The organism is Streptomyces sp. BK239 (assembly GCF_004217285.1).
Taxonomy (GTDB): Bacteria; Actinomycetota; Actinomycetes; order Streptomycetales; family Streptomycetaceae; genus Streptomyces.
On sequence record NZ_SHKS01000006.1, the window covers coordinates 198,275 to 213,907 of the forward strand.

At 73.5% G+C, this 15,633-nt stretch carries 14 protein-coding genes; 9 read left to right on the forward strand and 5 right to left on the reverse strand.

Features of this window, described 5'->3' with window-relative positions; all coding sequences use genetic code 11:
- Positions 1-4: 4 nt before the first annotated feature.
- The 4 genes from EV567_RS20170 to EV567_RS20185 all read left to right on the forward strand — a co-directional run bounded on the left by EV567_RS20170 (position 5) and on the right by EV567_RS20185 (position 4,470).
- The gene (locus EV567_RS20170) at positions 5-1,858 is read left to right on the forward strand and encodes a biotin carboxylase N-terminal domain-containing protein (protein ID WP_130442066.1); all 1,854 of its coding nucleotides are present in this window, start codon (positions 5-7) and stop codon (positions 1,856-1,858) included.
- 80 nt (positions 1,859-1,938) lie between these two features.
- Positions 1,939-3,069: an acyl-CoA dehydrogenase family protein gene (locus EV567_RS20175; RefSeq protein WP_130442068.1), complete on the forward strand. Its 1,131-nt coding sequence runs from the start codon at positions 1,939-1,941 to the stop codon at positions 3,067-3,069.
- A gap of 52 nt (positions 3,070-3,121) precedes the next feature.
- Positions 3,122-3,865: an enoyl-CoA hydratase family protein gene (locus tag EV567_RS20180; RefSeq protein WP_130442070.1), complete on the forward strand. Its 744-nt coding sequence runs from the start codon at positions 3,122-3,124 to the stop codon at positions 3,863-3,865.
- Positions 3,853-4,470: a TetR/AcrR family transcriptional regulator gene (locus EV567_RS20185; RefSeq protein ID WP_130442072.1), complete on the forward strand. Its 618-nt coding sequence runs from the start codon at positions 3,853-3,855 to the stop codon at positions 4,468-4,470. The genes EV567_RS20180 and EV567_RS20185 overlap by 13 nt, the downstream gene beginning before the upstream one ends.
- An 18-nt stretch (positions 4,471-4,488) precedes the next feature.
- Here EV567_RS20185 and pdxH read toward each other — a convergent pair whose 3' ends face one another.
- Entirely contained in the window at positions 4,489-5,118 is a 630-nt protein-coding gene (gene pdxH / locus EV567_RS20190; protein WP_130442608.1) for a pyridoxamine 5'-phosphate oxidase, read from the reverse strand.
- A 330-nt stretch (positions 5,119-5,448) separates the two neighbouring features.
- On the opposite strand from pdxH, the gene EV567_RS20195 reads away from it, so the two are divergent.
- The 3 genes from EV567_RS20195 to EV567_RS20205 all read left to right on the forward strand — a co-directional run bounded on the left by EV567_RS20195 (position 5,449) and on the right by EV567_RS20205 (position 8,972).
- On the forward strand, positions 5,449-6,549 hold the full coding sequence (locus EV567_RS20195; protein ID WP_130442074.1) for a citrate synthase 2: 1,101 nt from the start codon (positions 5,449-5,451) through the stop codon (positions 6,547-6,549).
- 365 nt (positions 6,550-6,914) lie between these two features.
- Positions 6,915-7,379, forward strand: coding sequence for a GNAT family N-acetyltransferase (locus EV567_RS20200; protein WP_242620917.1), 465 nt, complete (start codon positions 6,915-6,917; stop codon positions 7,377-7,379).
- Between the two features lie 144 nt (positions 7,380-7,523).
- Positions 7,524-8,972 (forward strand): PAS domain-containing protein, encoded by a 1,449-nt coding sequence (locus EV567_RS20205; protein WP_130442076.1) that lies wholly within the window; start codon positions 7,524-7,526, stop codon positions 8,970-8,972.
- 68 nt (positions 8,973-9,040) lie between these two features.
- Here the strand turns inward: EV567_RS20205 and EV567_RS20210 are convergent, their stop codons facing one another.
- On the reverse strand, positions 9,041-9,796 hold the full coding sequence (locus tag EV567_RS20210) for an SIS domain-containing protein (RefSeq protein ID WP_130442078.1): 756 nt from the start codon (positions 9,794-9,796) through the stop codon (positions 9,041-9,043).
- A 272-nt stretch (positions 9,797-10,068) separates the two neighbouring features.
- On the opposite strand from EV567_RS20210, the gene EV567_RS20215 reads away from it, so the two are divergent.
- Both EV567_RS20215 and EV567_RS20220 read left to right on the forward strand, forming a co-directional pair.
- The gene (locus tag EV567_RS20215; RefSeq protein WP_130442080.1) at positions 10,069-10,761 is read left to right on the forward strand and encodes a metal-dependent transcriptional regulator; all 693 of its coding nucleotides are present in this window, start codon (positions 10,069-10,071) and stop codon (positions 10,759-10,761) included.
- A 505-nt stretch (positions 10,762-11,266) separates the two neighbouring features.
- Positions 11,267-12,196, forward strand: coding sequence for an alpha/beta fold hydrolase (locus EV567_RS20220; RefSeq protein ID WP_130442082.1), 930 nt, complete (start codon positions 11,267-11,269; stop codon positions 12,194-12,196).
- Between the two features lie 192 nt (positions 12,197-12,388).
- Here the strand turns inward: EV567_RS20220 and EV567_RS20225 are convergent, their stop codons facing one another.
- Genes EV567_RS20225 through EV567_RS20235 form a run of 3 tightly spaced genes read right to left on the reverse strand, consistent with a single transcriptional unit; the run spans position 12,389 to position 15,485 of the window.
- The gene (locus tag EV567_RS20225; RefSeq protein WP_130442613.1) at positions 12,389-14,005 is read right to left on the reverse strand and encodes a transporter; all 1,617 of its coding nucleotides are present in this window, start codon (positions 14,003-14,005) and stop codon (positions 12,389-12,391) included.
- Positions 13,981-14,772, reverse strand: a complete 792-nt coding sequence (locus EV567_RS20230; protein ID WP_130442084.1) for an ABC transporter ATP-binding protein — start codon at positions 14,770-14,772, stop codon at positions 13,981-13,983. Before EV567_RS20230 ends, EV567_RS20225 begins: the two co-directional genes overlap by 25 nt.
- A gap of 50 nt (positions 14,773-14,822) precedes the next feature.
- Positions 14,823-15,485: a bifunctional DNA primase/polymerase gene (locus EV567_RS20235; protein ID WP_130442086.1), complete on the reverse strand. Its 663-nt coding sequence runs from the start codon at positions 15,483-15,485 to the stop codon at positions 14,823-14,825.
- Positions 15,486-15,633: the final 148 nt, after the last annotated feature.

Genomic DNA, 15,633 nt, shown 5'->3' on the forward strand with positions numbered 1-15,633 from the left:
TCCAGTGATCGCTTCTCTGCTGGTCGCCAACCGGGGCGAGATCGCCTGCCGTGTCTTCCGCACCTGCCGGGAGCGGGGCATCCGGACGGTCGCCGTGCACTCGGACGCCGACGACGACGCCCTGCACACGCGCGTGGCCGACGCGGCCGTACGTCTGCCGGGATCGGCGCCCGCCGACACCTATCTGCGGGCCGACCTGATCGTGAAGGCGGCCGTGGCGGCGGGCGCGGACGCCGTGCACCCCGGGTACGGCTTCCTGTCGGAGAACGCCGGCTTCGCGCGCGCGGTCCTGGACGCCGGCCTGGTCTGGATCGGACCGCCGCCCGAGGCGATCGAGGCGATGGCCTCCAAGACGCGCGCCAAGGCGCTCATGGGCCTGCCCCCGCTGAGCGCGGACGCGCTGACGGACGCCGACCTCCCGGTGCTGGTGAAGGCGGCCGCCGGCGGCGGCGGGCGCGGCATGCGCGTCGTACGCCGCACGGAGGACCTTCACGGCGCCCTGGAGGCCGCGCGCACCGAGGCCGCGAGCGCCTTCGGCGACGGCGAGGTGTTCGTCGAGCCGTACGTCGTCGACGGCCGCCATGTGGAGGTGCAGATCCTCGCCGACGCGCACGGCACGGTGTGGACGCTCGGCACGCGCGACTGCTCGCTCCAGCGCCGCCACCAGAAGGTGATCGAGGAGGCCCCGGCGCCCGGCCTCTCCGACGCGCTCACGCGGGAGCTCGGCGCCCTCGCCGTACGGGCGGCGCGCGCGGTGGACTACGTGGGCGCGGGAACCGTCGAGTTCCTCGTCGCCGACGGCAGGGCGCACTTCCTGGAGATGAACACCCGCCTCCAGGTCGAACACCCCGTGACCGAGGCCGTGTTCGGGCTGGACCTCGTCGCCGAGCAGATCCGCGTCGCCGAGGGGCACGCCCTCGCCCCCGAGCCCCCACGCGCGCGTGGCCACGCCGTCGAGGCCCGCCTCTACGCCGAGGACCCGGCGACCGGCTGGACGCCCCAGACCGGCGTGCTGCACCGCCTCGCCGTACCCGACGCCGTCCGCCTGGACACCGGCTACGCCGACGGAGACACGATCGGCGTCCACTACGACCCGATGCTCGCCAAGGTCGTCGCGCACGCCCCCACGCGCGCGGAGGCCGTCCGCACCCTGGCGGGGGCGCTGGAGCGGGCCGCGATCCACGGCCCGGTGACCAACCGCGACCTGCTCGTCCGCTCCCTGCGCCACGAGGAGTTCACCTCCGCCCGCATGAACACGGGCTTCTACGACCGCCACCTCACCTCGCTCACCGAGCCGGCCCCCGACCCGTACGCCCCGCTCGCGGCGGCCCTCGCCGAAGCCCACGGCCGCTCCCGCTTCGGCGGCTGGCGCAACCTGCCGTCACAGCCGCAGATCAAGCGGTACGCGCTGGGCGGCGAGGAGCACGAGGTCCGCTACCACCACACCCGGGACGGGCTGGCGGCGGACGGCGTGCGCGTCGTGCACGCCGGCGTGGACCTGGTGGTCCTGGAAGCCGACGGCGTCCGGCGCAGGTTCGAGGTCGCCAGGTACGGCGACCAGGTCCACGTCAACGCCACGACCCTCACGGCCCTGCCCCGCTTCCCCGCCCCGACCGCCGAACGCGCGCCCGGCTCCCTGCTGGCCCCCATGCCGGGCACGGTCGTCAAGGTCGCGGACGGTCTCATCACCGGATCGAGTGTCCTTACCGGCGAACCGCTGATCTGGCTCGAAGCGATGAAGATGCAACACGTCATCGCGTCCCCGGCAACGGGCACGGTGACAGCCGTGCACGTGATGGCAGGGCAACAGGTCGAGGTCGGGGCCCTCTTGGCGGTGGTCGACAGCGACGAACCTTAGGGGCGCGGGGCCTTATCGAAGTGCGGCTCCGCCGCGCGAGCCCGACCAGCCACGACGACGCCGCACACGAAGGAGCCACAGTGACCGACCTCATCGAGTCCGAAGAGCACCAAGCCCTCCGCAAGGCAGTCGCGTCCTTCGCCGGGGACCACCCCGACGTGGGAAACCGGACCCTCTGGCAGGAAGCAGCCAAGCTCGGCTACATCTCCGTCAACCTGCCGGAGGCATACGGCGGCGGCGGTGGCGGCATCACCGAACTCTCCCTCGTCCTCGAAGAGCTCGGCGCCGCGGGCAACCCCCTCCTGATGATGATCGTCTCCCCGGCGATCTGCGGCACGGTCATCGCCCGCTTCGGCACCGAAGCGCAGAGACAGCAGTGGCTGCCCGCCCTCGCGGACGGCTCCCGCCTGATGGCCTTCGGCATCACGGAGCCCGACGCCGGCTCCAACAGCCACCGCATCACCACCACGGCCCGCCGCGACGGCACGGACTGGCTGCTCACCGGCCGCAAGGTGTTCGTCTCCGGCGTGGACATCGCGGACGCGACCCTCGTCGTCGGCCGCACCGAGGACGCCCGCACCGGCAGGCTCAAGCCCTGCCTGTTCATCGTCCCGCGAGACGCGCCCGGCTTCACCCGCCGCATGATCGACATGGAACTGCACAGCGAGGAGAAGCAGTTCGAGCTGGTCCTCGACGAGGTCCGGCTGCCCGCCGACGCCCTCGTCGGCGACGAGGACGCGGGCCTGCTCCAGCTGTTCGCCGGCCTCAACCCGGAGCGGATCATGACGGCCGCCTTCGCGATCGGCATGGGCCGCCACGCCCTCGCCAAGGCGGTCGGCTACGCGCGCGAACGCACCGTCTGGAACGCTCCCATCGGCGCCCACCAGGCCATCGCCCACCCCCTCGCGCAGGCCCACATCGAACTGGAACTGGCCCGCCTGATGATGCAGAAGGCGGCCCGTCTGTACGACACGGGCGACGACGCCGGCGCGGGCGAGGCCGCCAACATGGCGAAGTACGCGGCCGGGGAAGCCTGTGTGAAGGCGGTCGACCAGGCCGTGCACACCCTCGGCGGCAACGGCCTCACACGCGAGTTCGGCCTCGCCCGGCTGATAGCGGCCGCGCGCGTGGCTCGTATCGCCCCGGTGAGCCGGGAGATGATCCTCAACTACGTCTCCCACCAGACCCTGGGCCTGCCCAAGTCGTACTGACCAGCTCGCAGCCGCACCGGCCGCGGCGCCGGCGGCTCAGGGAGGAACACGGATGACACCGCTGATCGGCCGCACCCGCGCGCGGGGCGTCGAAACCCTCAGCCTCGACTCCCCACACACCCGCAACGCTCTCTCGAGCGCGCTCGTGGCCGAACTGACCGACGCCCTGAAGCGGTGCGGCGAGGACCCCGGCGTACGGGCCGTCCTGCTCACCCACACCGGGAACACCTTCTGCGCGGGCGCCGACCTGCGTGACCCGCCGCCCGCCGAGGCGTTCACCGGCCTGCTGGAGCTGATCGTCCGCCTGCCCAAGCCCGTCGCGGCCCGCGTCGACGGCCACGTACGGGCGGGCGGCCTCGGACTGCTCGGCGCCTGCGACCTGTCCATCGCCTCCACCGCGGCGACGTTCGCGTTCACCGAGGTCCGCGTCGGCGTCGCCCCCGCCGTCATCGCGCTGCCGCTGCGGCCCCGTGTCGACCCGCGCGCCCTGGCCCGCTACTGCCTCACCGGCGAACGGTTCGACGCACGGGAGGCGGCCCGCATCGGCCTCGTCACCGCCGCCGCGGGCGAGGAGGGCCCGGACGAGGCCCTCGCCCCCGTCCTCGACGGCCTGCGCCGGGCCGCCCCACAAGCCCTGGCCAGGACGAAGGAGCTGCTCACGGTTAAGGTGCTGGAGGCCTTCACCGAGGACGCGGGCGGGATGAGCCGGCTCACGGCCTCGCTGTTCTCCCAGCCCGACGCACGCGAGGGGATGACGGCCTTCCTCGAACGACGGGATCCCGCATGGGTGCTGTGAGCACGGCCGACCGTGTCCCGGGCGACCGCGCCCCCAAACAGGACCGCAGCCGCGCCACCCGGCAGCGGCTCCTGGAGGCCGCCGTGGCCTGCCTCGCCGAGCACGGCTGGGCGGGCTCCACGGTCTCCGTCGTAGCCGAGCGCGCCGGCGTCTCCCGCGGCGCCGCCCAGCACCACTTCCCCACCCGCGAGGACCTCTTCACCGCCGCCGTCGAGTACGTCGCCGAGGAACGCTCCACCGCCCTGCGCGCCCTGTTCCCCGAGGGCGCGGCAGGCGACCGGCAGGCCGTCGTGGCCGCCCTCGTCGACCTCTACACCGGCCCGCTCTTCCGCGCCGCCCTCCACCTGTGGGTCGCGGCCTCCGACGAGGAGCCGCTGCGGCCCCGGGTGACCGAATTGGAGGCCCGCGTCGGCCGTGAGACCCACCGGATCGCCGTCCAGCTCCTCGGCGCGGACGAGTCCCGTCCAGGTGTGCGCGAGACCGTCCAGGGCCTCCTGGACATGGCCCGCGGCCTCGGCCTCGCCAACCTCCTCACCGACGACAGCGCCCGGCGTGAACGGGTGGTGGCGCAGTGGGCGGCGCTGCTGGAGGAGGCGCTGCGCTGAACGGGCCGCCGCGGATGCTCAGGGGCTGAGCCGCTCCAGCCGCCAGCCGCCGTCCGCCTCCGCGACGTACCGCAGGCGGTCGTGCAGGCGGTTCTCGCGGCCCTGCCAGAACTCCACCGACTCCGGCGCCACCCGGAAGCCGCCCCAGTGCGGCGGCACCGGCACCTGGTCGCCCTCGGGATAGCGGGCCGCCAGCTCGGCGTAAGCGGCGTCCAGACCGGCGCGGCCGTCGATCACCGAGGACTGGGCGCTGGCCCACGCGCCCAGCTGGGAGCCGTGCGGCCGGGTGCGGAAGTAGGCGGCGGTCTCGTCCCGCCCCGTGCGCCGGGCCACGCCCCGCACGATGACCTGCCGGGCCATCGGATGCCACGGGAAGAGCAGCGAGACGTACGGGTTCTCCGCCAGGTCGCGGCCCTTGCGCGAGTCGTAGTTGGTGTAGAAGACGAAGCCCTGGTCGTCGAAGTTCTTCAGCAGCACCGTGCGGGAGCTGGGCCGGCCCTCGGCGTCCGCGGTGGAGACCACCATGGCGTTCGGCTCGAACAGGTGGGCCTCGGCCGCCGCCTGCTTGAACCAGCGCGCGAACTGCTCCACGGGCGTGGCGGCCAGATCGGCCTCGGCCAGGCCCTCGGCCCGGTACTGCTTGCGCATGGAGGCGGGATCGGGGGAGGCGGCGTCTGCTGCGTTCACATGGTCATCCTGCCGTATGACCGGCCGCGCCACAGGAGGTGGCACTGAGTGCCGTAAGGGCTCCCCAAAGGTGACACTCGGGGATATGGTGCAGATGCCGCCACGGTGGGGTGGCCCGACGCCGCACGGGGCATCACCGGGGTGGCCGCCCTGGACCGCGAGCCCCGCACGGGACCGTGGATCCGCCGGCGCCGCCGACGCGTACACCGCATGCCGCGCACACCGTCCGTACCGTCGTCGTACCGCCGTCACCGCAAAAAAAGAGCCGTCCACATCACGAGGAGCCGCCTGATGTCCGACTTCGTACCCGGGCTCGAAGGAGTCGTCGCGTTCGAGACGGAGATCGCCGAACCGGACAAGGAGGGCGGCGCCCTCCGCTACCGGGGCGTCGACATCGAGGACCTGGTCGGCCACGTCTCGTTCGGCAACGTCTGGGGGCTCCTCGTCGACGGCGCCTTCAACCCCGGCCTGCCGCCCGCCGAACCCTTCCCCATCCCCGTCCACTCCGGCGACATCCGCGTCGACGTCCAGTCCGCGCTGGCCATGCTCGCCCCCGTGTGGGGACTGAAGCCGCTCCTCGACATCGACGCCGAACAGGCCCGCGAGGACCTCGCCCGCGCCGCCGTGATGGCCCTGTCCTACGTCGCCCAGTCGGCCCGCGGCCAGGGCCGCCCCATGGTGCCGCAGCGGGAGATCGACAAGGCGCAGTCCGTCGTCGAACGCTTCATGATCCGCTGGCGCGGCGAACCCGACCCCAAGCACGTCGCCGCCGTCGACGCCTACTGGACCTCCGCCGCCGAACACGGCATGAACGCGTCCACCTTCACGGCCCGCGTCATCGCCTCCACGGGCGCCGACGTCGCCGCCGCCCTCTCCGGGGCCGTCGGCGCCATGTCCGGCCCGCTCCACGGCGGCGCGCCCTCACGCGTCCTCGGCATGATCGAGGAGATCGAACGCACGGGCGACGCCGAGGCCTACGTCAAGCAGGCCCTCGACAAGGGCGAACGCCTCATGGGCTTCGGCCACCGCGTCTACCGCGCCGAGGACCCCCGCGCGCGCGTGCTGCGCCGCACCGCCCGCGAACTGGGCGCCCCGCGCTTCGAGATCGCCGAGGCCCTGGAGAAGGCCGCCCTGGCGGAGCTCCACGCCCGCAGGCCCGACCGGGTGCTCGCGACGAACGTCGAGTTCTGGGCCGCGATCATCCTGGACTTCGCCGAGGTCCCGGCGCACATGTTCACCTCGATGTTCACCTGCGCCCGCACGGCCGGCTGGTCGGCGCACATCCTCGAACAGAAGCGCACGGGCCGCCTGGTCCGCCCCTCGGCCCGCTACACAGGCCCCGGCGCCCGCGGCCCCCAGGAGATCGAGGGCTACGGCGACATCGCCCACTAGGGCGGACGCCCCCTGGAACGCAGACGACCCGCGAGTCTGGTCCTCCCTTGGGAGGGCCGGCCGGACGTACCGGCGACTCGCGGGTCGGGTGACTGCGTGGAACTGGCCGGCTGCGCGCGTCTCACACGCGCTGGTCCGGCACCGCACTGAAGCGGGGCGACGGGCCGCTAGCCCGCAGCCACCTCCGACGTCCGGTGTGCATACATGCTCCGAACCACCTCCTTTCCTCGGTGCGACCACACTAAAAAGCGCCCGGTGCGGCTTCAAGTCTTTTTTTCGAGAAGTCGACGGCGACGCCCTCCCTCGCCCGCCCGGCGCGGCCTGACGCGTTGACGCGCGGGGGCGCGGCGCGGTTCCCTGCCGGGGTGACCGATCTTCGAAGCGATGTCCTGCGCGTGGAGCCCGTCGAGGGCGAGGCCATGCTGGAGCAGTGGCGGTACGTCCACAATCTGATCGTCCCGCCCGCCGCCCTGACCCTGGACGAGGTACGCGCGCGTGCCGAGCGCTACCGGCTGGAGAACGCCTACGCCGGCGACGTCCTCGTCGGCTGCACGACCGTCCGCCCGCCCGCGGCCGGCGGCGAGGAGGCCGTGGCCACCGTCATCGCGCGCGTGCTGCCCCCGTACCGCCGGCGCGGCTACGGCGCCGCCCTCTACGACCGCGCGCTCGCCCTCGCGCGCGAGTTCGGCGCCGAGGCGGTCGAGACGTGTGTGCTGGCCGCCAACGAGGACGGCCTGCGGTTCGCGCTGGCGCGCGGGTTCGCCGAGACCGAGCGGTACACGCTCGACGGCGAGAGCGACGTGTGGGTCGACCTGAGGCTGGCCGGGTAGCGCGGGACGCGGACGTGGCGGCCCTCCTCTCGGGGCGGCGATTCCTCCGCGAACTCGTCCTCCGCGAACTTGCGGGAACCATATGTGCGCTGCGTCACGTTCAAGTTGAATGAGGGCACGTGAGCGAACCTGCAGGGGGTTCAGGTGAGTGCTTCCCGGCGTAGTGGGACCACCGACGAGTTGGGACCGGACGAGCCCGAGCGGCCCGGCCCGGACGGCTCCGACCTGCTCGCCGCCCTCCTCGACGGGATGGACGCGGCCCTGTGCGCCTTCGACGCCGACGGGGTCGTCACCCATTGGAACCGCGAGGCCGAACGCATCCTCGGCTGGAGCGCGCGGGAGGCCGTGGGCCGTCGCGGCTTCGCCGGCTGGGCGGTCCGGGAGGCGGACGCCCCGGAGGTCGAGAGCCGTCTGACGTCCGCGATGCACGCGCCGGGCCGCCAGGTGCACGAGTTCGCGCTGCTGACCAAGGACGGCGGCCGGGTCCTCGTACGCACCCAGTCCGCCGCCGTGCGCGGCGCCGACGGCAAGCCCGCCGGACTGTACTGCGCGTTCAGCGAGGTGCACGCGCAGATCGACCTGGAGCGTTCCATCGCGCTCAGCGAGGCGCTGCTCGAGGACGCGTCCTGGGGCGTCGTCCTCGTCGACGCCGACCTGCGCCCGGCCGTCGTCAACGCGCACGCCGCCCGCGCGCTCGGCACGGGCCGTACGACCGTCCTGGGCCGCCCGCTCGGCGAACTGCTCACCCGCGGCGTGGAGGAGCTGGAGAACGCGCTGACGCACGTCCTCGCCGAGGGCGCGCCGCCCGCCCCCGCCGAGATGTGGGTGGGGGTGCGCTCGCCGGACGGCGAGAAGCGGCGCTGCTGGCGGAGCGGCTTCCTGCGGCTGGCGTCACCGCTCACGGAGGAGCCGGTGCCGCTCGGGGTGGCCTGGCTGTTCCAGGACGTCACCGAGGCCAAGCTGGGCGAGCAGGAGGCCGCGCTGCTGCGGTTCCGCGCCAACCAGCTGCACCGGGCGTCCCGCGCGGCCGCCGAGTGCGAGGACCCGGCGGAGGCGGCCACCGTGCACCTCGACTTCGCGCTCGCCGGGTTCGCCGACCACGCCGTGATCGACCGCGTCGAGGGGCCGCCCGCGGCCGACGGCGAGGCGAGCGGCGGCGGGAGCGGGTCCCGGCGGCTGGTGCGGGTCGCGGCCACTCCCTCGGGCGGGCCCGGCCCGAGCGCGCTCACCGGACACGCGGGGCTGCCCGTGCGCTACGCCAACGGCCATCCTGCCCTCCAGTGCGTGGCGCGGGCCGGCTCGGTGCGGGCGTCGGCGGGGACGGTGGCGGCGGAGGAGGCGCACGAGTGGGCACGCGTGCGTCAGTGGCCCGAGGACACCGTCCACGCCCTGTGCGCGGTGCTGCGCAGCCGGGGGCGCACCCTGGGCGTCGTGACGTTCCTCCGGGGCGCGGGCCGAAGCCCCTTCGAACGCTCCGACGCGACGTACGCGGAGGACGTGGCCGTGCGGATAGCGGGGTCGCTGGACCTCGCGGGGGCGACGGACGCGGGCGCCCGGGGAGCGGCGGGGGACGTCGAGGGCGGGATCGCCTGACGCGGCGGGCCGGGCACGGCCCCGAGCGGTCGGCCGGTCCCACCGGGACGGCCGGCGGGGGCCCGCGCTCAGTGACGGTAGAAGATCCGGTCGCGGTACTGCTCCATCACCCGCCTGTTCCACTCGTGGCCGCCGTCCACGTTCCCGGAGCGCAGCAGCGGGGGCTCGACGCCGCGGTCGGCGAGCGCCGTGGCCGCCGTGGCCATGACGGCCTGGAGCAGGGCGGTGGTGACGACCGTGGAGGCGGGCGCGAAGGGCGCCGGGACGGTGTCGTAGGTCAGCTCGGCGTCCCCGACCGCGATCTTCGAGTCCAGGACGACGTCGCAGTGGTCCTTCAGGAACGTCCCCGAAGCGTGCCGGGACCTCGTCTCCTCGGTGTACGCCACAGAGGTCACGCCGATGACCTTCACGCCCATGGCGCGCGCGTTGAGGGCCATCTCCACGGGCAGGGCGTTGCGGCCGGACAGGGAGATGATCACCAGGGCGTCGCCCGCGCCGACCGGTGAGGTGTCGAGGACGGCGGCCGCGAGGCCGTCGACGCGCTCCAGCGCCGAGCCGAGCGTGGCAGGGGTGACGTCGACGCCCACGGTGCCCGGGACGGCGAGCAGGTTCATCAGGGCGAGGCCGCCGGCACGGTAGACGACGTCCTGGGCGGCCAGGGAGGAGTGGCCGGCGCCGAAGGCGAAGAGGCGGCCGCCGGAGGCGACGGTGTCGGCGAGGAGGGCGCCGGCGGCCTGGATGTCCGCCGAGTTCTCGTCGCGGACGCGGCGGAGCAGCGCGATCGCCGCGTCGAAGAACTGTGCGGCGGGCGTGCGGTCGCTCATCCGAGGGGCCCCTTCGCCGTGTCGGGTGGGTGCGAGGTGGTGCGTGGCCGTGCGAGAGGCGCCAGGCGCGTGGACGGCGGCCGGCGCCTGCCCGCCGTGTCGCGGATCACGGTGCGGTCTGGACCAGTGCGGTGTCAATACGGCGGGGCCTCGAGGGCCGCTCGTTCGGGCGGGGCGGCACGGTTGTCAGTGGTATCCGGCAGAATTGACGTCAGGGCCAGCGCACGCGCCGGAGCCGGCCGGCCTTCGGCAGAGCTAATCGAGGGGCACGTATGTCCGGACTGATCGACACCACGGAGATGTATCTCCGCACCATCCTCGAGCTGGAGGAGGAAGGTGTGGTCCCCATGCGCGCCCGGATCGCCGAGCGGCTCGACCAGAGCGGGCCGACGGTCAGCCAGACGGTGGCGCGCATGGAGCGCGACGGCCTGGTCTCCGTGGCCAGCGACCGGCATCTGGAGCTGACCGACGAGGGCCGACGGCTGGCCACACGCGTGATGCGCAAGCACCGCCTCGCCGAGTGCCTCCTCGTCGACGTGATCGGCCTGGAGTGGGAGCAGGTCCACGCCGAGGCCTGTCGCTGGGAGCACGTGATGAGCGAGGCCGTCGAACGCCGAGTGCTCGAACTGCTCCGGCACCCCACCGAGTCGCCCTACGGCAACCCCATCCCCGGGCTCGAGGAACTGGGCGAGAAGGACGGCGCCGACCCGTTCCTGGACGAGGGGATGGTGTCCCTCGCCGACCTCGACCCCGGTACGGAGGGCAAGACCGTCGTCGTGCGCCGGATCGGCGAGCCCATCCAGACGGACGCGCAGCTGATGTACACGCTGCGCCGCGCCGGAGTGCAGCCCGGCTCGGTGGTGAGCGTGACGGAGTCGGCCGGCGGTGTGCTCGTGGGCAGCGGCGGCGAGGCGGCCGAGCTGGCGTCGGACGTCGCCTCCCACGTGTTCGTCGCCAAGCGCTGAGGCGCCGCCGACGCCGGGTGCCCGGCCAGTGCTGAGGCTTGTTCAATTCCTGGCGCCACAGGGGCTGTTGAGGCGCGGGTGGATGTCATCGGATCGGTGATTCCCTGTGTCGAATCGCAGCGCATCGCCGCCGCGCGTGCCACCCTGTCGCGTGAGGCGTGACCTGAGGGGGCGGGATGGTGTGCCGCAGTCGACAGGAGGGCCCCGGCGCCGTGTGGCGCCGGGGCCTGTCCTCCCCTGTTCTGACCCGGAGCCCCGAGCTCTCAGGGTCATTCCCCGCGGACCGTTTTCCCCGAGCGGTCCGCCCCCCGCTGAAGATCTCCCCTCGGTCCGGGCGATCAATCCTTGAGCGAGGTCACTCGAACGAGGGGTGTTGCCCGCGGAAGAACCAATTCTCGAATAAGAGTTCGATAATGTGCGAGTGACGGAGTGAATGACGGCGCGCAGGGCGATGCGTGAGGGTAGGTAGCGGCAGCACAGCGGAGCTAGGGGGGTGCCAGAACGTATGGCGCGACGCATCGACGTGACCGGAGCGGACGGCGTACGCCTGGCCGCCTGGGAGTTCGGTGACCCGCCCAAGGGGGACCCCCCGGACCACGCGCCGGACATCATGATCCCGGCCCAGTCGCCGTCCGCGGCGGGCGCGGGCAAGGGGGCGGGGGCGGGCTCCGGCGTCCTGTTACTGCACGGCCTGATGGGCCGTGCCTCACACTGGGCGTCCACCGCCCGATGGCTGGCCGAACGGCATCGGGCCATCGCCCTCGACCAGCGCGGTCACGGCCGGAGCGAGAAGCCCCCGCAGGCCGCCGCCTACACCCGTGAGGCGTACGTCGAGGACGCCGAGGCCGCTCTCGAACAGCTCGGTCTCGCCCCCGCGGTCCTCATCGGCCACGCCATGGGGGCGCTGACCGCCTGGCAGCTCGCCGCCAAGCGGCCCGATCTCGTCGCCGGCGTGGTCATCTGCGACATGCGGGCCTCCGCGCTCGGCGCGGCCTCGCAGCGGGAGTGGGCCGACTGGTTCAAGTCCTGGCCCGTTCCCTTCGCCACCCTCGCCGACGTCCGCAAGTGGTTCGGCGAGGACGATCCCTGGGTGGAGCGCCCCAATCCGGCGCGGGGCGAGTTCTACGCCGAGGTGATGCGCGAGTCCGCCGACGGCTGGGAGCCGGTGTTCGAGCCCGAGCAGATGCTGAAGTCCCGTGAGACGTGGGTGCTCGACGCGCACTGGGAGGAGCTCACGCAGGTGCAGTGCCCGGCCCTCGTGGTCCGCGGGCTCGACGGTGAGCTGGGGCGGGCGGAGGCGCAGGAGATGGTGCGGGTGCTGCCGCGCGGGGAGTACGCCGAGGTCGCCGACGCGGGGCATCTCGTCCACTACGACCAGCCGGCGGCCTGGCGGTCGGCGATCGAGCCGTTCCTGGAAGGGGTGCTCGCCCGGTAGCGCGGGGCCTTCTCGTGGGCGGGTGCGGTGCGGTGCGGGTCGGGGGCGGGTGCGGGTTGTGGGGGCTGGTCGCGCAGTTCCCCGCGCCCCCGGGTTGGCTGGGCGTGCCCTTCGTCGGAAGTGAGCCCGAGTACCGGGGTGGGTGGGGCGGCCCTTGTTGGAAGGGCCCCGTGGCGACTTCCAGTTCCCGGTTCAGCCCTTGCTCACCGCTGTGAGGATCTCCGGTAGGTGGGTCGCCGTGTGGGGGGCTGCCAGGCGTAGGCCCAGCAGGGTGAGCGCCGTTCCGTAGGCCGCGCCTGTCGGCAGCAGGGTCCAGGTCCACGCGTCGCCGCCGGCGCTGACGTTCAGCCAGATCGTCAGCGCGATGACCGGGGCGCACAGCAGTGCGGCGGCGACCATGCCGCCGAAGATGGCGATCCAGGCCAGGCCCGCCTGCCCGGGAGCCACGTTCTTGTAGCCCTCCTGGGGAATGGAGTACGGGAAGCGGGCGGACGTCCACGCCCCGGTCGCCAGCATCGCGCCCAGCAGCGCGAACGACAGCCCCAGCGCCTCGGGCAGCCTCGCCCAGTCGCCGAGCAGCGCCGTCGTCAGGGCGGTCACGAGCGTCGCGTACGGCAAGGTGATCACCAGCAGCGCCAGGGCACGCGCGCGCAGCTCGACGTACGCGTCCCGGGTCGAGGACACGGTCGTCGCCACCATCCAGAACGCGGACGTGTCCTGCCCGAACTGGTTGTACATCTGGATGCCGAGCATCCCGGCGGCGAAGCAGGCGAAGTAGATCGAGCCGGTGCCCTGGACCGCGTTGAAGACGGGCACGATCAGCCCGATGGCCAGCGAGGACACCCACGCCGCCTTCGTCTTGGGGTCGCGCCAGACGTAGCGCAGGCCGCGTTCCATGACCGCGCCGGTGCGCCCGTCCGGCAGCAGCCGCCGTGCCCCCGGGGCCCGCCCGGCCCGCCGGCCCTCGGCCGACGGCTCGGCGGCCTGGAGGGTGGAGCCGTCGGGCGCCGTCATCAGCCGGTTCAGGCTCCGCGCCCACAGCGCCACCAGAGCCGCCAGCGCGCCCGCGGTCACCGCGAGCCGCGCCGCGGCGACGCCGTACGAGCCCTGGCTCGCCGCGTCCACCGCGCCGATCGCGGAGGCGGGCGGCGCCCAGGCCAGCACCCGCGCCACCGGATCGAGCGGCCCGAGCCCGGCCGTGCCGAGCCGCTGTGCGCCGAAGTTGACGACCTGCGCCCCGATCGCGATGACCAGCCCGCTCAGCACGGCCAGATCGCGTCCCTTGCGGCTGGTCAGCAGCCGGATGTTCGCCGCGGCGACGGCCCGCGCCAGCGCCACGCACACCAGCAGCCCCAGGACGACGCCCAGCACGGCCGTCCCGTACGCCACCGCCCCGTGCGCCACGGCGATCGCCGAGCCCAGCAGCGTCAACGCCGTGAACAGCGGCCCGATACCCACCAGGGAGGCCGCGAGCAGTGCCCGCACCAGAGGACGCGGCCGCAGCGGCAGCATCACCAGCCGGGTCGGGTCGAGGGTCTCGTCGCCGCTGGGGAAGAACAGCGGCACCACCGCCCAGCCGAGTCCCAGCACGGCCACCAGCGACACCCCGAGCGACGCCGCGTGCGCGTGCCCGCGCAGCGCGACCAGTCCGACGAACTGGAGCACGGCGAACAGCAGCGTGACGACCGCGGAGGCGACGTACGCGGCCCGCCGGCCCCCGGACTGCCGCAGCCCGTTGCGCACCAGCGACAGCTTCAGTCGTACGACGACGCCGGTCACGCCGGTCACCGGGCGCCGCCGCCCAGCCAGTCGAGGTCGGCGACGGCGTCCCGGCCGTGTGCGCCGACGAGTTCGAGGAACGCCTGCTGGAGCGAGGGGGCGGAACCGCGCACCTCCGCCAGCGGGCCGTGGGCGCGGATCCGTCCCGCCGCCATCACGGCCACCCAGTCGCACAGCGACTCGACCAGTTCCATGACATGGGAGGAGAACACCACGGTCGCGCCGGAGGCGGTGTAGCGCTCCAGCACACCCCGGATGGTCTGCGCGGACACCGGGTCCACGCCTTCGAACGGCTCGTCCAGGAAGAGCACTTCGGGGTTGTGCAGCAGCGCCGCCGCGAGCCCGATCTTCTTCCGCATGCCCGTCGAGTAGTCCACGACGAGCTTGTGCCGGGCCCCGGCGAGGTCGAGGACGTCGAGCAACTGGCCGGCCCGCTTGTCCACCTCGGCGCCCGGCAGGCCGCGCAACCGGCCGCTGTAGCCGAGCAGTTCGCTCCCGGACAGCCGCTCGAAAAGCCGCAGTCCCTCGGGCAGCACGCCGATCCTGGCCTTCACCTCGACCGGATCGCGCCACACGTCGTGTCCGACGATCTCGACGCTTCCCTGGTCGGGCCGCAGCAGCCCGGTGACCATGGAGAGCGTGGTGGTCTTCCCGGCTCCGTTGGGGCCGACCAGCCCGATGAACTTCCCGGCGGGCAGATCGAGATCGATCCCGGCCACGGCGACCTGCTGCCCGAACCGCTTCCAGAGCCCGCGCACACGGACAGCGGCACCGGCGACGACTGCATCGGAGGTCATGCCAGAACTCTAGGCCGTGACAGCCGACTTCAGTGGACCCGAAGGCGCCCTCAGCGCTCCCGCCCGCACGCGTAGGCCAGCGGCGAGATCAACTCCTCCGCGTCCGGCAGCCATCGGTTGGCCGGCGTCGGACGGCACGCCCACTGCACGGCCCCGCGGGACCCGAACCGGGTGGGCGGCGCGGCCACGTACGCCCCCTCGCCCCACGCGAGGAGATCGAGCGAGGCCGGCGACCAGCCCAGCGCGCGGACCAGCCCCGGCACCTTCGCCGACGTACCCGGCAGGACGAAGAACTGCATCCGCCGGTCGGGCGTCAGCGTCACCGGCCCCAGCGTCGACTCCATCCGCTCCATGCGCGCCAGCGCCAGGAACCCGGCCGTCTCCGGCACGGAGATCGCGTCGAAGGTCCGCCCCGTGGGAAGCAGGATCGACGCCGCCGGCTGCTGCTGCCACATGCGCCGGGCGACGGTCGCGCTGCCCGTCGCCTGGGCCGCCCAGTCGGGCCGCGCGGGGTGCGCGCCGGGCGCCGGACACGCGGTGTCGTCGCAGGAACAGCGCTGCACCCCGTCGACGGCTTCCAGCCAGGTGCCGGGGACCACCTCCCAGTGACGCTCCTCGACGTAGCGAACTGCGGTCTCCAGCAGCGATTCTCCGCGCTGCTTCGGGATCTGGGTGGCTTCGGCGCCCGCGATGGTCTCTTCCACGACGAGCACAACTCCGGGCGTCACCAGGGGTTACGCCCGCCCGTGTGCGCGGGGGAGGAGCACCGGCCCCTCGTTCGGGGCGCACGGGTGCATGTGCGGGGGCGCGCGGCAGGAACGGGCGCGGAAGCGGGTAGTGACGTTCGGGGGTCGGCTTCCG

Excerpts from the sequence above, each read along its gene's own strand:
- EV567_RS20180 (WP_130442070.1), top strand. The coding sequence starts at position 3,122 with ATGACACCGCTGATCGGCCGCACCCGCGCGCGGGGCGTCGAAACCCTC.
- EV567_RS20185 (WP_130442072.1), top strand. The coding sequence starts at position 3,853 with ATGGGTGCTGTGAGCACGGCCGACCGTGTCCCGGGCGACCGCGCCCCC.
- pdxH (WP_130442608.1), bottom strand. The coding sequence starts at position 5,118 with ATGCGCAAGCAGTACCGGGCCGAGGGCCTGGCCGAGGCCGATCTGGCC.
- EV567_RS20195 (WP_130442074.1), top strand. The coding sequence starts at position 5,449 with ATGTCCGACTTCGTACCCGGGCTCGAAGGAGTCGTCGCGTTCGAGACG.
- EV567_RS20210 (WP_130442078.1), bottom strand. The coding sequence starts at position 9,796 with ATGAGCGACCGCACGCCCGCCGCACAGTTCTTCGACGCGGCGATCGCG.
- EV567_RS20215 (WP_130442080.1), top strand. The coding sequence starts at position 10,069 with ATGTCCGGACTGATCGACACCACGGAGATGTATCTCCGCACCATCCTC.
- EV567_RS20220 (WP_130442082.1), top strand. The coding sequence starts at position 11,267 with ATGGCGCGACGCATCGACGTGACCGGAGCGGACGGCGTACGCCTGGCC.
- EV567_RS20230 (WP_130442084.1), bottom strand. The coding sequence starts at position 14,772 with ATGACCTCCGATGCAGTCGTCGCCGGTGCCGCTGTCCGTGTGCGCGGG.